Origin of the sequence: Simplicispira sp. 125 (assembly GCF_003096555.1) — a bacterium.
In the GTDB taxonomy this organism is placed as follows: domain Bacteria; phylum Pseudomonadota; class Gammaproteobacteria; order Burkholderiales; family Burkholderiaceae_C; genus Simplicispira.
The window spans coordinates 1,563,880-1,583,339 of the sequence record NZ_QEKM01000001.1 but is presented as its reverse complement, the minus strand read 5'-3'; the positions used below and the strand labels follow the sequence as shown (position 1 = coordinate 1,583,339).

Sequence of the window (19,460 nt, the reverse complement as noted above, 5' to 3'; positions counted from 1 at the left end):
GCGGAAGAACCGCGGGTTCGTTAAAGAACCATACTGCCGGTGCGCTGCTGCGCGGGGCTGGCGGTATGGGCCGGTGTGAGGCACGAGGCCCCGTTTCAGTCTTGCGCGCTGGACGCGAAAGGCTGGCGCTGTTGCCACCAGCCAAGCACCTGATCCACGGCCTGTTCGATCGTGAGTTCGGAGTTGTCCAGTACCAGAGCGTCCTGCGCGGGCTTCAAGGGGGCGACGCGGCGGGACATGTCCCGGGCGTCGCGCGCCTCCAAGTCTGCGCGAAGGTCGGCTATTGTAGCGGCTAAGCCCTTGGCAATCAATTGCTGGTAGCGTCGCTCGGCACGGCACGCGGCACTGGCTGTCAGGTAAACCTTCAGCGGAGCATCTGGAAAAATGACCGTGCCCATGTCGCGCCCATCGGCGACCAGGCCGGGCAGGCGGCGAAAGCTGTGTTGCAGATCGACCAATGCAGTGCGCACGGCGGGCAGGGCTGACACACGCGAGGCGTTCATACCTGCTTCTTCGGTGCGGATGGCGTCGGTCACGTCGTCGTTGCCCAGCCACACCTGTCCGCCCTCGAAGCGCACCGGGAGTTGGCGGGCCAGGGTGGCGATTTGCGCTTCATGGCCGGCGTCGATGGGCAGTCCGGCGCGCGTGGCGGCCAGGGCCGTGATGCGGTACATCGCGCCCGAATCGAGAAACCGATAACCCAGGCGCTGTGCCACGGCAGCGGCCACGGTACCTTTACCCGAGGCTGTGGGGCCATCAATGCAGATCACGGGAATCTGCGCAGGCAGCGCCTGAGTGATGGAGAACAGGGCTTCAAAGTAGTCCGGAAAAGTCTTGGCAACGCACTGGGGGTCTTGGATGCGCACGGGCAGACCCGCCGGGTTGAAAGCCGCCAGCGAGAAGCACATGGCGACGCGGTGGTCGTCATAGGTGTGGATGCTGGCGGCGCGCCAGTCGCCCGGGGTGGCGGGCGGCGTGATGTGGATGGAGTCAGCTGTTTCCTCCACGGTGGCACCCAGCTTGCGCAGCTCGGTGGCCATGGCGGCGATGCGGTCGGTTTCCTTGACGCGCCAGCTGGCGATGTTGCGCAAGCTGGTGGTGCCTTGTGCATACAGCGCCATCACGGACAGCGTCATGGCGGCATCGGGGATGTGGTTGCAGTCCAGGTCGATGGCCTTGAGCGGCCAGGCGCCGCGCCCAATTTGCAGCCAGTTGGGACCGCCAGTAATGTGTGCGCCCATGGCCTGGGCCGCTTCGACAAAGCGGATGTCACCCTGGATGGAGTCGAGTCCTACGCCCAGAATTTTTATGCCATTTTGCATTCCACCGCCCGCTGCAATTGCGCCAGCAGCTATGAAATAGCTAGCGGAAGAGGCATCCGCCTCGACATGGATGCTGCTCGGTGAGCGGTAGCTGCTGCCCGCTGCTATGGTGAAACGCTGCCAGTTTTCGTGGTGCACCGTGATGCCAAAGCGTTCCAGCAGCTGCAGGGTGATGTGGATGTAGGGCTTGGAGATCAGCTCGCCCACCACCTCGATGACCACATCCTGGTGTGTAGCCGCCAGGGGCAGGGCCATGAGCAGTGCGGTCAGGAACTGGCTGGAAACGTCGCCACGCACGCGGATCGGGGTGGACAGTGCCAGGGCGGGCACGCCATCAGGCTGCGCAATGCGCAGCGGCGGGTAGCCGTCATTGCCCAGGTAGTCGATGTGGCAACCCAGCTGGCGCAAGGCGTCCACCAGGTCGCCAATCGGGCGCTCATGCATGCGTGCAATGCCGCTGAGTTCAAACACACCGCCCAGCAGGGCCAGTGCCGCCGTGAGGGGGCGCATGGCCGTGCCTGCGTTGCCCAGAAACAAGGTGGCGGGGGATGTGGGCTGGCGGCCACCCAGCCCGGTGATACGCGCCTGCGCGCCGTCTTCTTCAACGCCACAGCCCAGTTGGCGCAGGGCATCGAGCATGACGCGGGTATCGTCGGATGCCAGCAGGTCGTGCACCGTGGTGGTGCCCTGGCTCAGCGCTGCCAGCAGCAGTACGCGGTTGGAGATGCTTTTAGAGCCTGGCAGCTGCACGCTGCCCTGGGCCGACTGGAGCGCGGGGAGATCAAGAAAAGCGGTGGAATACATCGAAAGCTGTCCGGGGCAATGGCATACCGGTCGGCCGTTGGCCGGCCGCCAGGCGCCGGGTTAGCGGTTTTTGAGGGAGCGCTGTGCGCCCATGCGCCAGTGTGCACGGGTTTCGCTGGCCAGGGTGAGCATGTCCTCAATGGTCTGGGCGTTGTTGCTGAGCATGGCTTGCTCGAGGCGCTGCAAGGTTTGCTGGAACAGGCTGGATTGGGCCAGCAGCTCCTCGCGGTTGGACAGGAAGATGTCACGCCACATCTTGGGGTCGCTCGCCGCAATGCGGGTGAAATCCCGAAAGCCCGGGCCTGCCAGCGACAGGAAGGTGTCGGCATGTTCCTGTCCCGTGATGCTATTGACCATTGCGAAGGCCAGCAGGTGCGGCAGATGGCTGACGGCAGCAAAGGCGTTGTCGTGCGCCTCAGGCGACATGCTGGTGACGCGGCAGCCCAAGGCCGTCCAGACGTCCTGCGCGCGTTGCAGCTGCACCGTGAGAGTGCGTTCTGTAGGCGTCAGGATGACTTGGCGGCCGGTGTAAAGCTCGGCTTCGGCGTGCTCCACGCCCGAGACTTCGCGCCCCGTAATCGGGTGTGCCGGCACAAACGAGCCGACCTTGTCGCGCAAGGACCGCTCGGCGGCCTGCACCACATCGGCCTTGGTGGAGCCCACGTCCATCACCAGCATCTGGGGAGTCACCAGGTGCTTGATGGCCTTGAGGGTGGCTTCCGTGGCCGATACCGGGACTGCCAGCAGCACGATGTCGGCGCCGGCCACTGCCAGCAGAGCAGAAGGGGCTTCCACGTCGATCACGCCGAGCTGGCGGGCGCGATCCGTGGTGGAGGGGGATTTGCTATAGCCCACTACGCGCTGCACCAAGCCTGCACGCTTGAGGGCCAGAGCAAAAGAGCCGCCCATGAGGCCACAGCCGATCAGACCCAATTGTTCAAACATGGGGAGTCCTGGCTGTGTCGGGCGCTGCACGCGGCGCAATGAGGTGGGCAGGGCTGTGCAAGATCATGGCGTCACCGGGTAGGTGCCCAGCACTTTGTAGAAGGCGCACAAACTGCGCAATTCGAGGAGCGCGGCACTGACATGGGGCTGGCTCGGGTGGCCGTCGATGTCGATGTAAAAATAGTATTCCCACTGGCCGGTGCGTGCCGGGCGCGACTCGAAGCGCGTCATGGATACGCCGTGCTTTTTGAGCGGGACCAGCAGATCGTGCACGGCGCCGGGTTCGTTGGGTACGGAGACGATCAGGCTGGTGCAGTCGCGCGCCGACGGCGGCGGCGTGTCCAGCGTATGCGGCAAGCAGATGATGGCAAACCGTGTGCGGTTGTAGGCATCGTCCTGGATGGCGTGTGCCACGATATGCAGGCCAAACTGCGTTGCGGCGCGATCGCTGGCCAGGGCTGCCCAGGCCGGGTTGGTTGCAGCCAGACGTGCGCCTTCGGCATTGCTGGAGACAGGGCGGCGCTCGACATGCGGCAGGTGCTTGGACAGCCAGGCCTGGCATTGGGCCAGGGCCTGCGGGTGGGCCAAAACGGCCTCGATACCGTCGACGGAGGGGCTGGTGCGCAGCAGATTGTGCCGGACCAGCAGGCTGACTTCTCCCACGACATGCGTGGGGGTGTGCAAAAACAGGTCGAGCGAGCGCGTAACAACGCCTTCCACCGAGTTTTCAACACCGACCACGCCAAATTGGGCGCTTCCCGATGCTGTAGCGTGAAACACTTCATCAAAGTTGGCGCAATAAACGATGTCGGCAGCGCCGCCAAAGAATTCGATGGCGGCTTGCTCGCAGAACGTGCCTTCTGGTCCCAAGACGGCCACGCGCTGGGGCGATTCAAGTGCCAGACAGGCGGACATGATTTCGCGCCAGATAGCGGTGACATGGGCGCTTTTGAGCGGCCCAGGGTTGGCGGCCTGGATTTTTTCGATGACCTGCGCCACGCGGTCGGGGCGGAAGAAGGGCGTGCCCTCGCGCTTCTTGACTTCGCCGACGCGCTCGGCCACCAAGGCGCGCTGGTTCAGCAAAGTCAGCAACTGCTGGTCAATGTTGTCGATCTGGACGCGCAGGCTGGACAGGTCGGGGGAAGATTGCAGTGTATTCATTGAAGGGTGCGTGGGTCAGGCGTGCTGCTGCTCAAATTCTCGCATGTAGTCAACCAGCGCCTGCACGCCTGCCAAGGGCATGGCGTTGTAGATGCTGGCGCGCATGCCTCCCACGGACTTGTGGCCCTTGAGCTGCAGCAGGCCGCGCTGTTTTGCACCAGCCAGGAAAGCGTCGTTGCGGGTTTCGTCGCGCAGAAAGAAAGGGATGTTCATGCGCGAACGGCAGTTGGCGGCGACCTTGTTGACGTAGAAGCCAGAATTGTCGATCGCCTCATACAGCAACTGGGCCTTGGCAATATTGCGCAGCTCCATGGCGGCGATGCCATTGGCCGTGCCTTCGCGCTGGCGCTTGAGCCATTGAAAGGTCAGGCCCGCCATGTAGATGCCCCACGTGGGCGGGGTGTTGTACATGGACTGGTTGTCGGCCACGATTTTGTAATCAAACGCGCTCGGGCAGGTGGGCAGGGCATGGCCGAGCAGGTCTTCGCGCACCACCACCAGGGTGAGGCCCGCAGGGCCCAGGTTTTTTTGCGCACCGCCGAAGGCCAGGCCGATGCGCGACCAGTCCACCGGGCGCGATGCCACGTGCGAAGAAAAATCAATCACCAGGGGGGTGTCTACACCCAGGGCGCGCAGGTCGGGCAACTCGTGGAACTCCACGCCGTTGATGGTTTCGTTGCTGCACAGGTGCAAATAGCTGGCCCCTTTGCTGGGGCGCCATTGCGAGGGGTCTGGCAAGGTGGTGAAGCCCCTGTCTTCGCCCGACGCGATGATGTTTGCCTCGGCAGCGTATTTGCGCGCCTCTTTCTGCGACTTCTGGCTCCAGCTTCCGGTGACCACGAAGTCGACCGTGGCTGCGCGCGAGAGGTTGAGTGGCACGATGGCGTTTTCTGCCAAACCGCCCCCTTGCATGAACAAAATCTTGAAATGTGCGGGCACCGCCAGCAATTCGCGCAGATCGGCCTCGGCCTGTTCGTAGATGGAGATGAATTCCTTGCCCCGGTGGCTCATCTCCATGACGCCCATGCCGCTGCCATGCCAGTTCAGCATTTCAGCCGCAGCCTGTTCCAGAACTTCGGCAGGAATGGCCGCCGGACCGGCAGAAAAATTGTACGGACGTTGCATGGTTATTGGGCTCAAAAGTGGCTAAAACGCTTTATGAGTAAGCGCATCAAGCTATTGAATTAATAGCTATCAGGTGCCGTTCCGGGCTGCCGCCTCTCAGGCGTCGGCAGCCGGCGGTGTGGCATCTGGTGCGGAAGTGGGTTCGTCGTCCGTGGATTCGGAATCTGCAGGGTTGGCATCGTTTTCCACAATGCGCTGCAGTCCGCTGAGCTTGGAGCCTTCGTCCAGGGCAATCAATGTCACGCCTTGCGTGGCGCGGCCGAGTTCGCGGATTTCGCTGACGCGCGTGCGCACCAGAACGCCCTTGTCGGTGATGAGCATGATCTCGTCATCGGCATGCACCAGGGTGGCTGCCACGACCTTGCCGTTGCGCTCGGTTTGCTGGATGGCGATCATGCCCTTGGTGCCACGGCCGTGGCGGGTGTACTCGGTGATGCTGGTGCGTTTGCCGTAGCCGTTTTCGGTGGCGGTCAGTACGCTTTGGCTCTCGTCCTCGGCCACCAGCATGGCAATCACGCTCTGGCCTTCTTCCAGCATCATGCCGCGCACGCCACGGGCTTGGCGGCCCAGCGGCCGCACATCGTTTTCGTCAAAACGCACAGCTTTGCCGCCATCGGAGAACAGCATCACGTCGTGTTGGCCGTCCGTGAGGGCGGCGCCAATCAGGTAGTCGCCTTCGTCCAGATTTACGGCAATGATGCCGCCCTTGCGCGGGTTGGAGAACTCGTCCAGCGCAGTCTTCTTGACCGTACCCATGCTGGTGGACATGAAGACATACTGGTCGGCGGGAAAGCTGCGCTTTTCGCCGGTGAGTGCCAGCACGACGTTGATTTTCTCGCCTTCTTGCAAAGGGAACATGTTGACGATGGGGCGTCCGCGCGAGCCGCGCGAGCCGGCCGGTACTTCCCATACCTTGAGCCAGTACAAGCGCCCACGGTTGGAGAAGCACAGAATGTAGTCGTGCGTGTTGGCGATGAAGAGCTGGTCGATCCAGTCGTCTTCCTTGGTGGCCGTTGCCTGTTTACCGCGCCCACCGCGCTTTTGCGCGCGGTATTCAGACAGTGGCTGGCTTTTGATGTAACCCGTGTGGCTGAGTGTGACCACCATATCGGTGGGTGTGATCAGGTCTTCGGTGGAAAGGTCTTGGGCGCTGTATTCGACCAGGCTGCGGCGTGCGCCGAGCTTGCTTTGGCCAAACTCTGTCTTGATGGTGGTGAGTTCTTCGCCAATGATGGTCGAGACGCGTTCGGGTGTGGCCAGGATGTCGAGCAGGTCTTCGATGACTGCCATGACCTCTTTGTATTCAGCCACGATTTTGTCCTGCTCCAGGCCCGTGAGGCGCTGCAGGCGCATCTGCAGAATTTCCTGGGCCTGCGTTTCCGACAGGCGGTACAGGCCATCCTGGCCCATGCCAAACTCTTTTTCCAGGCCGTCGGGGCGGTAATCATCGGCATTGATGACACCGCCATCGGTGCGGGTGCGGGTGAGCATTTCACGCACCAGCTTGCTGTCCCATGAGCGGGTCATCAGCTCGGCCTTGGCCACCGGTGGAGTGGGCGCGTTGCGAATGATGGCGATGAAGTCGTCAATATTGGCCAATGCCACAGCCAAACCTTCGAGCACGTGGCCCCGCTCACGTGCCTTGCGCAACTCGAACACCGTGCGGCGGGTGACCACTTCGCGGCGGTGCTGCAAGAAGACGCTGACCAAATCCTTGAGGTTGCACAAACGGGGCTGACCATCGATCAGCGCCACCATGTTCATGCCGAAGGTATCCTGTAACTGGGTCTGCTTGTACAGGTTGTTCAGAACCACTTCGGGCACTTCACCGCGCTTGAGTTCAATGACGAGGCGCATGCCCGACTTGTCGGATTCGTCCTGGATATGGCTGATGCCTTCGAGTTTTTTCTCGTGCACCAACTCGGCCATGCGTTCCTGCAGCGTCTTCTTATTGACCTGGTAGGGCAGTTCGTCAACGATGATGGCTTGGCGCTGCCCCTTGTCGATGTCCTCGAAATGGCACTTGGCGCGCATGATCACGCGACCCCGGCCTGTGCGGTAACCGTCCTTGACACCGTTGATGCCGTAGATGATGCCTGCGGTCGGAAAATCTGGCGCAGGAATGATTTCCATCAAATCGTCGATCGTCGATTCGGGGTTGCGCAGCATATGCAGGCAGGCGTCCACCACCTCGTTCAGGTTATGGGGCGGAATATTGGTGGCCATGCCAACGGCGATACCTGCTGAGCCGTTGACTAACAAGTTGGGCAGTTTGCTGGGCAAAACCAGCGGTTCCTTTTCGCTGCCATCGTAGTTGGGGCCGAAATCGACGGTTTCCTTATCAATATCGCCCAGCATTTCGTGGGCAATTTTTGCCAGGCGGATTTCGGTGTAGCGCATGGCCGCGGCGTTGTCGCCGTCCACCGAACCGAAGTTGCCCTGGCCATCCACCAGCATGTGGCGCAACGAGAAATCCTGCGCCATACGCACAATGGTGTCGTAGACCGCGCTGTCGCCGTGCGGGTGGTACTTACCAATGACGTCACCGACGATACGCGCTGACTTCTTGTATGGGCGGTTCCAATCGTTGTTCAATTCGTGCATGGCGAACAACACGCGCCGGTGCACAGGCTTGAGGCCATCGCGCGCATCCGGCAGCGCCCGGCCTACGATCACGCTCATGGCGTAATCGAGATAACTGCGGCGCATCTCCTCTTCAAGGCTGATGGGCAGGGTTTCTTTGGCGAACTGGGTCATGGGATGGCGGTGAGACAGCAAAGGAGAGCCATTTTAGGCTCAAGCGCTTGTCGCAGTTATGCAACAGATTGGTGTGATTGCGCAATTGTCCTACGGGCACGGCAAACCTGGGGCGGTCACCCGTCGGTTACGTATGGCACAATCGATTTCAACGTTTTTGGTGATGGTCACCACAGACGTCCAAATTACGCAGCGCGGCTGCGGCTTTTTCGCCCCAGAGGAGAACCATGAAGAAACTGAACAAAGTGGCAATGTTGATTGCCTCCGCAGCGCTCGCAACTGCCGCCGGCGCACAAACCGTCGACAACTGGAAGAACGGCACCAACGAGCTGGTCTGGAAGAACGGCACCAACGAACTGTGCTGGCGCGATGCCTCGTGGACGCCTGCTACTGCAGCTCCCGACTGCGATGGCGCGTTGGCAGCTCCTGCTGCAGCTCCCGCTGCCGCTCCTGCGCCTGCAGCTCCCGCCGCCGCTGCACCTGCTGCACCAGCACCAGCACCAGCCATGGCCACCAAGGTGACCTACGCTGCCGACGCCTTCTTCGACTTCGACAAGTCGGTCCTGAAGCCAGAAGGCAAGGCCAAGCTGGACGACTTGGTATCCAAGGTCAAGGGCATTAACCTGGAAGTCATCATTGCCGTGGGTCACACCGACTCCGTCGGCTCTGATGCTTACAACCAGAAGCTGTCGGTGCGTCGCTCTGAAGCTGTGAAGGCTTACTTGGTGTCCAAGGGCATCGAGAAGAACCGTGTTTACACCGAAGGCAAGGGCGAAAAGCAGCCTGTGGCTGATAACAAGACCAAAGAAGGTCGCGCCAAGAACCGCCGTGTTGAAATCGAAGTGGTCGGCACCCGTGCCAACTGATCTTCTGTGATCGACAAAAAAGCCCCGGTAACGGGGCTTTTTTTATTGGGCATGCAGAAAGCTTGTCGGACAATACACCTCCATGAATAACACCTTGAATGTCGATCCAGCTGAGCTGGCCAAATTTTCAGAGCTAGCCCATCGGTGGTGGGATCAGGAAAGTGAGTTTCGGCCTTTGCACGAAATAAACCCGTTACGGCTGGACTGGATCAATACTTTGTCGCCATTGGATGGCCAAAGGGTGTTGGACGTCGGATGCGGCGGGGGAATTCTGGCGGATGCCATGGCCCGCAAAGGTGCGCAAGTGCTGGGCATTGATCTGGCGGGCAAGTCCTTGCGGGTCGCGCAGTTGCACGCCCTGGAAGCGCAGACACCCCGTGTTCAATACCGAGAAGTGAGCGTGGAGGCGTTAGCCGTCGAACAGCCTGCAAGTTTTGATACGGTGACCTGCATGGAAATGCTGGAGCACGTCCCCAACCCGGCATCGGTGATTCAGGCATGTGCTCAGCTGGTCAAGCCGGGAGGATGGGTCTTCTTTTCCACCATCAACCGCAATGCCAAAGCCTTCATGCTGGCTATTGTGGGTGCTGAATATGTGCTGAATATGTTGCCGCGCGGAACGCACGAATATGCTCGCCTCATTCGTCCAAGCGAGCTGGCTGCCAGCTGCCGGGCTGCCGGGCTGGACGTGAATGAAGCCCGGGGACTGGCCTATAACCCGTTGACACGCCGCTATTGGATGAATACCGACACCAGCGTAAATTACCTTTTGGCTGCACGCCGCCCTGCCTGAAAAGTTACCGCATGTTTCAAAATATCCAGGCCGTGCTCTTCGATCTGGACGGCACACTGATCGATAGTGCGCCCGACCTTGGCGCGGCTGCAGACAAAATGCGCACCGACCGGGGACTTCCATCGCTTCCATTGGAGCGCTACCGCCCCCTGGCGGGCGCTGGCGCACGTGGAATGCTGAGCGAAGCCTTTGGTATGACGCCAGAACACCCCGACTTTGCCTCCTATCGCGAGGAATTTTTCACCAATTACCAGAATTGCATGACATGTCGCACCCAAGTGTTCGATGGCGTGCATGCGCTGCTGGAAAGCCTTGTTGGCCGGGGATTGGCGTGGGGTGTAGTGACCAACAAGTCCATGCGCTTCACCGACCCGTTGACCCGTGCGATGCCACTATTCGCCAGTGCCGGTGCCGTGGTCAGCGGCGACACGACGCCACATGCCAAGCCTCATCCAGCACCGCTGCTCGAAGCCGCTAGGCTGCTGCATCTTGATCCTAGGCATTGTGTGTATGTGGGTGATGATGAACGCGACATCGTTGCGGGTCTGGCTGCTGGCATGGGCACGGTTGCCGCCACCTATGGGTATCTGGGTAGCGTGACCAACGTGCGGCAGTGGGGTGCCCATGCGGAGATTAATTTTCCGCTCGATCTCTTGCAATTGCTGAACCTGGCCTAAAATGACTTTTGAGGGGCTGTCCTGGTTTCGACGTGGGTTCGGAATCGGTGTGGTGCATGTCGAGCTTGAGTCACGCTCGTAAATCTCGATTTAAAAAACTAACTGCAAACGACGAACGTTTCGCACTCGCTGCTTAATTGTCAGTGAGCCTTGCAACAGTTGGCCGATGGGCTGGGCAAGGGGGTATCGAGCAATCGATGCCTCCCGGCTGCAAGGATAATTACATGGGCTGGTCCTGATCCGGGTACCTTGGGTTGGGGCGAGAAAATAGGGTGCTGGCGGCCGGTGTAGCGTGCGACTGCGCGACAACGGTGGCGAGACTCAAATCAGATCGCTAAACATGTAGATCTGCCCGATGAAGGCTTGCGGACGCGGGTTCAATTCCCGCCAGCTCCACCATTACGACGTCCAAGGGCGTTCACCAACATCCGGTGAACGCCCTTTTTCTTTGGTAAATCAATGGGTTACGGTGTGGTAGCGTCCGGAGCGATCTCCTGGCAGCCAGGCTGAGGCGGGGGAACAGACGGGGGAACAAAACCCGAAAAGGGTAGGCTGGCGGCATTTGTTCCCCCGTTTCAGAGGGGAAATCCTAGTGAAACCTGTGGAGGTGTTCCCCCATGTTGACCGACGCACAGTGCCGCAACGCCGTCTGTTCCCCTGCATCGAAGCGGGAGCGTTTATCGGACTCGGGAGGCTTGTATCTGGAAGTCGCTCCCGGGGGATCGAGGCGCTGGTTCTGGAAGTATCGGCATGAGGGCAAGGAAGGGCGTATGGCTCTGGGCAGCTATCCCTCGGTCAGCCTGACGGCAGCTCGCAAGGCTCGTGATACCGCCAGGCTGCAGAAATCGACAGGAATAAATCCTGTGCATGCCAGAAAGATGGAAAGGCTGAAGGCTTCTGCCAGTGCCGGGGATACCTTCAAAGCTGTCGCTCTGGAGTGGTACGACAAACAGAAGCCTCTATGGAGTGATTCTCATGCTGAGCGCTCGCTGCGCCAGTTCGAACGTGATCTCTTTCCTTGGCTAGGGGGGGCGTCGCCTAGCTGAGATTGAGCCGGTGGAACTGCTGGCAACCCTGCGCAAGGTGGAAGAGCGTGGGGCTGTAGAGACGGCCGATCGTGGATTGATGCTGGCTCGCCAGGTATGGCGTTACGGGGTCGCGACAGGCCGGGTAGGGCGGGACATCACGGGAGATCTCAAAGGCGCGTTGTCCCCGTACCGCGGCAAGCACTTCGCTGCCATTACCGAACCGGCCAAGCTGAGTGAGCTACTGCGTGCTATCCAGGCGTACAAGGGCGGGCCTATCGTGCGGGCGGCACTTCAGTTGGCGCCTTTGTTGTTTCAGCGTCCTGGCGAATTGAATCGCCCCGGGTTTCGCGGAGGCTCAACACTCTGAGAGGATTGAGCCATGAAGAAGACGAACAAGTTCTCGCCCGAGGTCCGTGAGCGCGCAGTGAGGATGGTGCAGGAGCAGCGCGGGGAGTACCCATCACTGTGGACAGCCATCGAATCCATTGCCCTCAAGATTGGCTGCGTGCCGCAGACCTTGAACGAGTGGATCAAGCGTGCCGAAGTTGATGCAGGCAAGCGCGAAGGCATCACCACAGCCGAAGCCCAACGCGTCAAGGAATTGGAGCGCGAGGTCAAGGAATTGCGCCGGGCCAACGAGATACTCAAGCTGGCCAGTGCGTTTTTCGCCCAGGCGGAGCTCGACCGCCGTCTGAAGTCCTGAAGAGCTTCATTGACCAGCATCGTCAGGCCTATGGGGTCGAGTCGATCTGCAGGGTGCTGCAGATCGCCCCGTCGGGCTATTGGCGCCATGCTGCCCATCAACGCAACCCCCAACTGCGCTGCACGCGCGCTCAACGTGACGACACCTTGGTGCCGCACATCGAGCGTGTCTGGCACGCCAACATGCGCGTCTACGGGGCCGAGAAGGTCTGGAGGCAAATCAACCGCGAGGGTTTCTCCATTGCCCGATGCACAGTCGAGCGGTTGATGAAACGCCTGGGCTATCTCAGCCCGATGCAGTTCGAGCAACGTTGGTACGACGCACAGCGCAAAAAGGCCGCGTGAATCGTGGGCTAAGAACTACATCAAACGAGGGCAAGGTCACGGCACGGAGTACCGGTCATCTCGTCTATCTTCCGACTTGTGCAGCAAAGCCATAGCTAAGCATTCTCTCGCAGTAGCGGGCTATCAGATCGATTTCTAGATTCACCTTGGAGCCAGTGCGCAGGTGGCCCAGCGCCGTGTTCTGCACGGTGTGCGGGATCAGGTTGATGCTGGCCTCGCAGCCACCGGCAAGGTCGGCGATGCGGTTCACGGTCAGGCTTACGCCGTTGATGGTGATCGAACCCTTGTAGGCCAGGTAGCGTGCAAGGTCACGCGGGGCCAGCACGCGCAGTTCCCAGCTCTCGCCCACCTGGGCAAAGTGCGTAACTTCGCCGATGCCATCCACATGGCCTGACACCATGTGTCCGCCCAGGCGGTCGTTGGCGCGCAGGGCTTTTTCCAGGTTGATGGGGCCGGGGGTGTCTAGCCCGGTGGTCTTGAGCAGAGACTCGGCCGAGATGTCGATGGTGAACTGCGGCGCGGCCGCGTCCATACTGGTGACCGTCATGCAGGCGCCATTGAGCGCAATGCTGTCGCCCAAACCGACATCGTCCAGATAGCCCGCAGGAGGGATGATGACCAGGCGTTTGCCATGCGCGGCCGTATCGCCAAGGGGTTGCACGGCGGCAATCTGCCCCATGCCGGTGATGATTCCTGTAAACATGGCGTGGATTGTGGCAGGGTTTGGGCCCAGGCCGCGTCGCACGCGGGCCTTAGAATTGGTCGTGCCCTTGCACCCGGGCGAGCACGCGCAGATCGGGGCCCACCTGTTCGATGCTATGAAAATCCAGTGCCAGCCCCTGCGCAAGGTCATTGAGCGGCGCTAGGTCGGCCATGCCCCGGCCCGGGCCCAGCAGGCGGGGGGCCAGATAGAGCAGCAACTCATCCACCAGCCCCGCACGCAGCAAGGCACCGTTCAGGCGGTGCCCCGCCTCGACATGCAGCTCGTTGATGCCGCGCTGGGCCAGGCTGTGCAGCAGGGCGGGCAAGTCCACCTGGCCGCCTGCACCGGGCAATTGCACTACTGTGGCGTCACGGGCCTCCAAAGCCGCTTTGCGGGTTGCAAAGCAAGTATTAAAATTGCCTGCAGCGTATATGGTGCAAGCGCGGCCAGCTATGAAAAGTGAAGCATTCAGCGGCGTTTGTAAACGGCTGTCCACCACCACCACCTGGGGCTGGCGCGGTGTGGCAAGTTCGCGCACGTCCATGCGCGGGTTGTCTGCCAGCACGGTGCCAATGCCCGTCAGCACCGCGCAGGCGCGCGCTCGCCAGGCATGGCCGTCGGCCCGGGCCGCGGGCGATGTAATCCACTGGCTGGCACCGTTGTGCAGCGCCGTGGTGCCATCGAGTGATGCCGCCACCTTGAGCCGCACCCAGGGCGTGCTACGCACCATGCGGCTGAAAAACCCAATGTTCAGCTCCCGTGATGCAGCAGCACCCGGCCCCACCTCCACGGTCACTCCGGCTGCGCGCAGCCGGGCAAAGCCCTGGCCTGCGACCAGGGGGTTAGGGTCTTCAAGCGATGCCACCACCTTGCCAATGCCAGCAGCGACAAGCGCGTCGCAACACGGTCCCGTGCGCCCCTGGTGGGCGCAGGGCTCAAGCGTCACATAAGCGATGGCGCCACGCACATCCTGTCCGGCCGCCGCAGCGTCGCGCAGCGCCATCACTTCGGCGTGCGGCCCGCCTGCCTGTTGGGTAAAACCCTGGCCCAGTACCCGGCCATCAGGCGCCGTAATTACGCAGCCGACACGGGGGTTGGGGCTAGAAAGAAAAAGCGCCTGGGCGGCGAGCCCAAGCGCTTGGTCGATAGGGTGGGGCGCAGTGGTTGTCATAGCGCCCGGGATGGTAACGCAGACGCTACTTGCCCCAACATTCGGTCACGATGTCACCGGTGGTGACTCCCTTAGCGCCACGTAGACCGGTGTTGGCCAGCGTGTAGTTGCCGCATTTGTCGCCCACTTGCGCGCCTTTGGGGGTGGCGGTCAGGGTGAAAGTGGCGCCATCCGCCGATGCGATAGAAACGTCGTACCGGTTATTGGGCACGGTTTTCAGTGCGGCTGGAAAGTCCGCCGCCAGTGGGTAAGTGCCTTTGGCCGTGGCCGCCCGCTCCATCCATTGGGCCGCTTGCAGCAACCCGGCCCGGGCCTCTGCCCGGTGACCGCGCCGGATGTACTCTGCATAGCTCGGGTAGGCCACTGCTGCAAGGATGCCGACGATGGCGACCACGATCATCAGCTCGATGAGCGTAAAGCCCTGGTGTTGGTGTCTCATGGTCCGTTGGTTCATTCAAGTTCTCCGGCGTTATTTCAGCTGGCGCCAGCTGGGGCGCAGGGATTGTTCGGGCATGCGGTTGAGCTCTTCGGCGCACTGCGTGGGATCCGTTTTGCACTTGCTCAGATCCTTGCCTGTGGCATCCAAAATCCGCTTGCCTTTGGTGATCAGCATGGGCGTACCCGTACTCACGGCTGCACGGGCAACTTTTTTGTCGTCGCCATCGTATATGTGATCACCGTTGATATCCACAAGCTGTACCTTGGGAATCTTCCCATCCATGATGTTGACCAAGGTACGGTATTGTGCGCCGGGTGCTGTGGCAATGGTGGAGGGCGAGCAGCTTTCATTGCTGGCACCGCCGCCACCTTCTGTCGTGCCGGTGGGGCTTTCGGAATACACCGCCAGGATGTTGCTGCCATCAAAGAACTGCATGGGTTTGAGCAGACGCTCGCCGGAGGCGGGTAAATCCAGGTACCAGCCGTTGTAGTCCTTCCAGGTGGAGGTTTTCAGTTCCTCTGTGGCGTTGACCGTGGCGTAGCTGCCGCTCACTGTTGCAATGGTTTGCTTGGCCAGCTTGGCCGCGGCTACACCTGCGCCCAGTGCGGCTGGGACAGGCACGCAATCCGGGCCGGTGGGGCAGGTGCCGCCGCCAGGGTGCACTTCTAAGTGGGTGCCATTTTTGCGGTAACGGGTGTTGTCCAAAACGGAATATAGGGTCTGGATGTTGGTGTTGGTGGTTTTGCGGTCGTCTTCCGTCAGGTTGCGGCCGGTGCCAAAGGCCACCATCAGCCCGCCTACGGCCACATCCTTGGCCGAGGCGCCGCTGCCGATCGTTTTTTGGCGGTCGTTCGCAGCCACAATGGGCGGTGCGGTAATGGGCTGGACTAGGTTGCGTGTGCCACCGATGGTGGCGGGGCCGCTGGCGGTGAACAGCGGCGTGTTGGTGCCAAAGGCCACCTTCCAGTCGGTGTCCACATCGCTGGTCAAGTCAAATTTCCACAGGTTGCCCAGGTTGTCGCCGGCGTACACCACGTCGGCGCGGCCATCGCCATTCACATCGACCACGGCAGGTGCGGCTAGGCCGTTGTCATTGGCATTGCCTGAGCCTGTGACGATGGTGCTGGGTATGGCATGGATGCGTTTGAGTTCCATGGCGCCATCCAGGTATTGCACCAGAAGCACCGGACGCTGGTTGGTGCTGTTGTACCCGTTGCCCATGATGACGGCCCAGCGGTCGTTGTTCATGCGCGTAATTTGGGTGGTTTGTTGCTGATTGCTGGCATTGCGCACCGGCGATGCCACGATATTGCCAATGTCTTCGTCCTCTTGCACGGTCACAAGGCAGGCGGCTTTTTCTGTGGCATCGCTCATGGCGCTGCAATTGGGCGCTACTTCGCTGTTGCCGCGGGTGCGGTCGCGTTTGATGAGATCGGCGGGACTGGCCGAGGCAAAATTGGCCGGATCGGTGACGTTGAGCACGAAATAACCTTTGCCCCCCGCACCCAGGGTGCCTACCAGCATGGTAGACCAGGTACCGGAGACGCTGACATCGCCCGTCATAGGGGAGCCATCCACATAGTATTGGTGGTTGTAGATGGGATCAGATAGGCTCTTGAGCTTTCCAATGAGTCCCCGTGGCACATAAGCGATTTTTTCGGTGCCATCGGTGGCAGAAAAGCCGTGCAACATGCCGTCGTTGCCGCCCACATAGAGCATGGGGGTGCGGGATTTGTGGGTGTTGGCAAAAGCCCCATAGCCGCTGAGCGAATAATTGCTGGTGGGCGTTCCGGTGTACCAAATTTCGGAGTTGACGATGTCCCCCTGGCGGCTCTTGCGCTCGCGGAAGGGGTCGGCGTCGGTATAACCCGAGGGGTCTACGCCTTCCAGGTCGCGCTCACCCCGGATGAAGTTCAAAACGTTCAGTCCCTTTTGCTTGGGTTTGGCGGTAGCAACACTGCTTTCCACCCCCAACAGGGCTTTTTGGTCTGCGCTGAGGTTGCTGTCGTCATCGGCCCACTTGAAGGGAACGCCGCCTTTGGGTTTGGTGGAGGCCCATTTATCGCTCCAGCTCAGAACCAGGCGGTTGGTCACACTGAAGCCCGGGGCGTCCAGCAGATCGGCGGTGGTTTTATTGTTCCAACCCGAGGTGGGGTCGGGGAACTTAGGGCAGGTTTTGCTGGGGTTTGCGGGCGTGGGGCAGGGCACGTTCTCCGGTTCGCGCACGGGCGATGCTTGCACCCAACCTTTCCAGGCCTGTTTGGGGCTGTAGACGGAATAAAAGGTGGCTACGTTGTTTTGCGAAACATTGGAACCGCTATTACCACCATTGCCGTTGACCGTGTCTGGCAAGGGGGCCGTTTCTTCGTTGATTTTTCCGATGATTTCCTTGAAAGCGTTCTTCAAATCATCTGCTGCTGTGACGGCATAGAACCGACCGCGGCCATTCAGTGCGGAATGCCAAAGATCCAATGCCCGGCGATCTTCATCATTCATTTCTGGCCATGTTTTTTTTCCAGTGACAAGACCTGGAAAATCACCATCGTACCCAAACGGATTTTGCGCGGTAGGGGAATTGATATTGTATTTTGTGTTGGTTCCAGTGAAATTTTTCTTCCAGGTCACAGCCTCTGTGCTGAAGCCAATGGTGTATGTCACCATATGTGGCCAGGTGGCTGGGTTGTATTCAGGGTTCCAGAATTTTTCCAGGGCGACAGTTTTGCCGCCATATGAGAAGGATTTCGTGGCAGGCGCTTCTTGGTATGATTTTGGGGTCTGGATTATGTCTGTTCCCGTTGCAAAACCAGTGGTCTTTAAAGGTTTGGCCCAGCTGTAGAACGCCCAGTCGGCCAGGGTATTCGTATTATTACTGTCGGAGCTGGTGTCGCGGTAGAGCGCGGTTTGCTCAATACCCGCAGCGGTGCCGCCATAAGTGGGTGCGCTGTTGGGTAAGGTGAGGTTGGTGGAGTTGTCGCGGTAATTCAAATCTGGAATGGCTACTGCGGTATTGTCGTTCCAGCGCCCGTCCGTCATCATGATGTGGTAGTTGCGGCGGCAGCCCAAAAAGGGTGCGCCCGTTGTGCCAGGTACGGAAGCCCAAGGGCTGTTGTCATCCATTGCGCCATCCCGCATGTATGTGTCGGCCTGGGCAAACATGGGGTGGGATGGCGTGCCATTTTGCGGTAGCAAATAGCTGACAAAGGATAGGAAATTGGCCCGGTGCGTGTCGTCGAGAATGCGCAATTTGTTTTTGTTGCCCGTTGTTGCTGTATTAAAATCGTTTGCGCCGGGGGTTTTTCCTTTGCCTGGATTGGAACCAGATCCATACCAATAATTTAAATCTTGATATTTTGATATGTTGTTTCCGTTATTGTGCATGGCTTGCCAGGCAATGCGCAGTTTTCCATTTTCTGTTAATGTGGTGTCGCTAAAAACCTGCGTCAGCGCATGTTTTAGAATATTCATGCGACGGCTGGTTGTAGGCCAGGCGCCAGCCACCGGGGCAGTTTCATTGGTTGCGCCACTGGTATTGGCTTGGTCCAAACGGAATCCCATACTGCCGGAGTCGTCGATGGAAATCAGCAGGTTGGGCGCAACAAACCCTGGTTTTGATGTGGGCAGCGGGGGGGCGTCCGCCAAATCGAGCGCCCAAACACCTTGGGGGATAAGTGCTGCGCTGGCAGCAAGGGCCAGAAGGCTTTTGGGGAAGCGCGGGGCATGGGTGCGGGGCATGGTGTGCTCCTTGGTTTGGGGCTAAATGGTATGGAATGGGAAAAGCGGCAAAATACGCAGAACGCGGTTTCAGTCTTTTAGGCGCTGGCGGGCATAGGTTTCTTGCAAAACCACTTGGGTGCCTGGTTTGCGTCCAAAGGCCAAGGCAGTAATGCGGTACACCACGTACACGTCCAAATTAAGCTTGAGCTGGTTGGAGGCGGCATCCACTACCAGGTTTTTGGTTTTGGCCGCGTCGCTGTAGGGCATGATTTCAATCCAGTACCAGCCGCCTTTGTCGTCGGCGCTGCGGTCGGCCAGAATCGGGTTGGCGGGGTTGCTGGTGTCGCCCAGCTTGGCCCCGGTGTATTGGCCAAAACGGGCGCCAATACCAGCTTTGGTCAGGTCTTCCAGGGGGACTTCGCCAGGTTGCGGGTTGCTGGGGGCCGGGCTGGTGGCGTTGGTGTAGTTCCAGAAGTCTTGCCGCCCGGTGCGTCGGGCGCACAGACCACTGCGGCATTTGGTGGGTTGCGCGTCCAGGGTGTTGATCACGGCGGTGATTTCCTTGGCTTCCAGGGGGAACCGGTCAGCAGCAAAGCTGCGGCAGATGTCGCCCCCTGCGCTGCAGTCCAGGTTGTCCATGGTTTTGCTGGTGGCGGTGTCGTAGTCGGCGGCGCGGATGTCGAGTTCGGCGTCTTGCAGCAGTGCCTGGGCGGCTTCAAAGGCGCGCTGGTAGTCGGCGTCGTTGCCCACCACCATTTCGTTGAACAGCGATGTGCGCGAGGCCCACAGCGCCAGCAGCATGGACAGCATGACGAAAACAAGAACCACGAACAGGGCCACGCCTTGTTGGCGCTGCGGCTGTGGTGCAAAGAGGGGGGGGGTGCGGGGCATGAAAAACCTCTTGGGGT

Annotated in this window: 16 protein-coding genes, 1 other RNA gene, 1 pseudogene and 1 other annotated feature; of the genes and pseudogenes, 8 read left to right on the top strand and 10 right to left on the bottom strand. The window is 60.3% G+C overall.

What is annotated here, in order from left to right; translation table 11 throughout:
- Positions 1 to 95: 95 nt before the first annotated feature.
- The 5 genes from C8D04_RS07220 to gyrA all read right to left on the bottom strand — a co-directional run bounded on the left by C8D04_RS07220 (position 96) and on the right by gyrA (position 8,114).
- Positions 96 to 2,126 carry a bifunctional 3-phosphoshikimate 1-carboxyvinyltransferase/cytidylate kinase gene (locus C8D04_RS07220; RefSeq protein WP_116004240.1) on the bottom strand — a complete coding sequence of 677 codons (2,031 nt, stop codon included), beginning with the start codon at positions 2,124 to 2,126 and terminating at the stop codon, positions 96 to 98.
- Between the two features lie 60 nt (positions 2,127 to 2,186).
- Positions 2,187 to 3,071, bottom strand: a complete 885-nt coding sequence (locus C8D04_RS07215; RefSeq protein ID WP_116004239.1) for a prephenate dehydrogenase/arogenate dehydrogenase family protein — start codon at positions 3,069 to 3,071, stop codon at positions 2,187 to 2,189.
- Positions 3,072 to 3,134: 63 nt separating this feature from the next.
- Positions 3,135 to 4,232, bottom strand: coding sequence for a prephenate dehydratase (gene pheA, locus C8D04_RS07210; RefSeq protein ID WP_116004238.1), 1,098 nt, complete (start codon positions 4,230 to 4,232; stop codon positions 3,135 to 3,137).
- Positions 4,233 to 4,247: 15 nt separating this feature from the next.
- Positions 4,248 to 5,357 carry a 3-phosphoserine/phosphohydroxythreonine transaminase gene (serC, locus tag C8D04_RS07205; protein WP_116004237.1) on the bottom strand — a complete coding sequence of 370 codons (1,110 nt, stop codon included), beginning with the start codon at positions 5,355 to 5,357 and terminating at the stop codon, positions 4,248 to 4,250.
- A gap of 96 nt (positions 5,358 to 5,453) precedes the next feature.
- Positions 5,454 to 8,114: a DNA gyrase subunit A gene (gene gyrA, locus C8D04_RS07200; protein ID WP_116004236.1), complete on the bottom strand. Its 2,661-nt coding sequence runs from the start codon at positions 8,112 to 8,114 to the stop codon at positions 5,454 to 5,456.
- Between the two features lie 227 nt (positions 8,115 to 8,341).
- On the opposite strand from gyrA, the gene ompA reads away from it, so the two are divergent.
- The 7 genes and pseudogenes from ompA to C8D04_RS07170 all read left to right on the top strand — a co-directional run.
- Positions 8,342 to 8,980: an outer membrane protein OmpA gene (gene ompA / locus C8D04_RS19110; RefSeq protein ID WP_116004235.1), complete on the top strand. Its 639-nt coding sequence runs from the start codon at positions 8,342 to 8,344 to the stop codon at positions 8,978 to 8,980.
- A gap of 82 nt (positions 8,981 to 9,062) precedes the next feature.
- Positions 9,063 to 9,773 (top strand): bifunctional 2-polyprenyl-6-hydroxyphenol methylase/3-demethylubiquinol 3-O-methyltransferase UbiG, encoded by a 711-nt coding sequence (gene ubiG / locus C8D04_RS07190; RefSeq protein ID WP_116004234.1) that lies wholly within the window; start codon positions 9,063 to 9,065, stop codon positions 9,771 to 9,773.
- Positions 9,774 to 9,784: 11 nt separating this feature from the next.
- The gene (locus tag C8D04_RS07185) at positions 9,785 to 10,450 is read left to right on the top strand and encodes an HAD-IA family hydrolase (RefSeq protein ID WP_116004233.1); all 666 of its coding nucleotides are present in this window, start codon (positions 9,785 to 9,787) and stop codon (positions 10,448 to 10,450) included.
- Between the two features lie 12 nt (positions 10,451 to 10,462).
- Positions 10,463 to 10,849: a transfer-messenger RNA gene (ssrA, locus tag C8D04_RS07180) on the top strand.
- A 218-nt stretch (positions 10,850 to 11,067) separates the two neighbouring features.
- The gene (locus C8D04_RS18930; protein ID WP_233521132.1) at positions 11,068 to 11,496 is read left to right on the top strand and encodes an Arm DNA-binding domain-containing protein; all 429 of its coding nucleotides are present in this window, start codon (positions 11,068 to 11,070) and stop codon (positions 11,494 to 11,496) included.
- A gap of 10 nt (positions 11,497 to 11,506) precedes the next feature.
- Positions 11,507 to 11,845: a hypothetical protein gene (locus C8D04_RS18925; RefSeq protein ID WP_233521131.1), complete on the top strand. Its 339-nt coding sequence runs from the start codon at positions 11,507 to 11,509 to the stop codon at positions 11,843 to 11,845.
- Positions 11,846 to 11,857: 12 nt separating this feature from the next.
- Positions 11,858 to 12,462 (top strand): annotated as a pseudogene (locus C8D04_RS07170) (IS3 family transposase); the annotation flags it as partial.
- Positions 12,136 to 12,252, top strand: a sequence feature (AL1L pseudoknot). It overlaps the preceding pseudogene by 117 nt.
- A 127-nt stretch (positions 12,463 to 12,589) precedes the next feature.
- On the opposite strand, the gene C8D04_RS07165 reads toward C8D04_RS07170, so the two are convergent.
- The 4 genes from C8D04_RS07165 to C8D04_RS19185 are packed head-to-tail and all read right to left on the bottom strand — an operon-like array spanning position 12,590 to position 17,244.
- The gene (locus C8D04_RS07165) at positions 12,590 to 13,228 is read right to left on the bottom strand and encodes a riboflavin synthase (RefSeq protein WP_116004232.1); all 639 of its coding nucleotides are present in this window, start codon (positions 13,226 to 13,228) and stop codon (positions 12,590 to 12,592) included.
- A gap of 49 nt (positions 13,229 to 13,277) precedes the next feature.
- The gene (ribD, locus tag C8D04_RS07160) at positions 13,278 to 14,399 is read right to left on the bottom strand and encodes a bifunctional diaminohydroxyphosphoribosylaminopyrimidine deaminase/5-amino-6-(5-phosphoribosylamino)uracil reductase RibD (RefSeq protein WP_116004231.1); all 1,122 of its coding nucleotides are present in this window, start codon (positions 14,397 to 14,399) and stop codon (positions 13,278 to 13,280) included.
- A gap of 25 nt (positions 14,400 to 14,424) precedes the next feature.
- Positions 14,425 to 14,838, bottom strand: a complete 414-nt coding sequence (locus C8D04_RS07155; RefSeq protein ID WP_199563044.1) for a type IV pilin protein — start codon at positions 14,836 to 14,838, stop codon at positions 14,425 to 14,427.
- Between the two features lie 30 nt (positions 14,839 to 14,868).
- A complete protein-coding gene (locus C8D04_RS19185) occupies positions 14,869 to 17,244 on the bottom strand; it encodes a PilC/PilY family type IV pilus protein (RefSeq protein WP_347708415.1) in 2,376 nt (791 codons plus the stop codon).
- A 51-nt stretch (positions 17,245 to 17,295) separates the two neighbouring features.
- Between C8D04_RS19185 and C8D04_RS19180 the strand changes: the two genes are divergently transcribed.
- Entirely contained in the window at positions 17,296 to 17,571 is a 276-nt protein-coding gene (locus tag C8D04_RS19180; RefSeq protein ID WP_347708414.1) for a hypothetical protein, read from the top strand.
- A gap of 1,068 nt (positions 17,572 to 18,639) precedes the next feature.
- On the opposite strand, the gene C8D04_RS07145 is transcribed toward C8D04_RS19180, so the two are convergent.
- Entirely contained in the window at positions 18,640 to 19,443 is an 804-nt protein-coding gene (locus tag C8D04_RS07145; RefSeq protein ID WP_116004228.1) for a PilX N-terminal domain-containing pilus assembly protein, read from the bottom strand.
- Positions 19,444 to 19,460 lie beyond the last annotated feature (17 nt).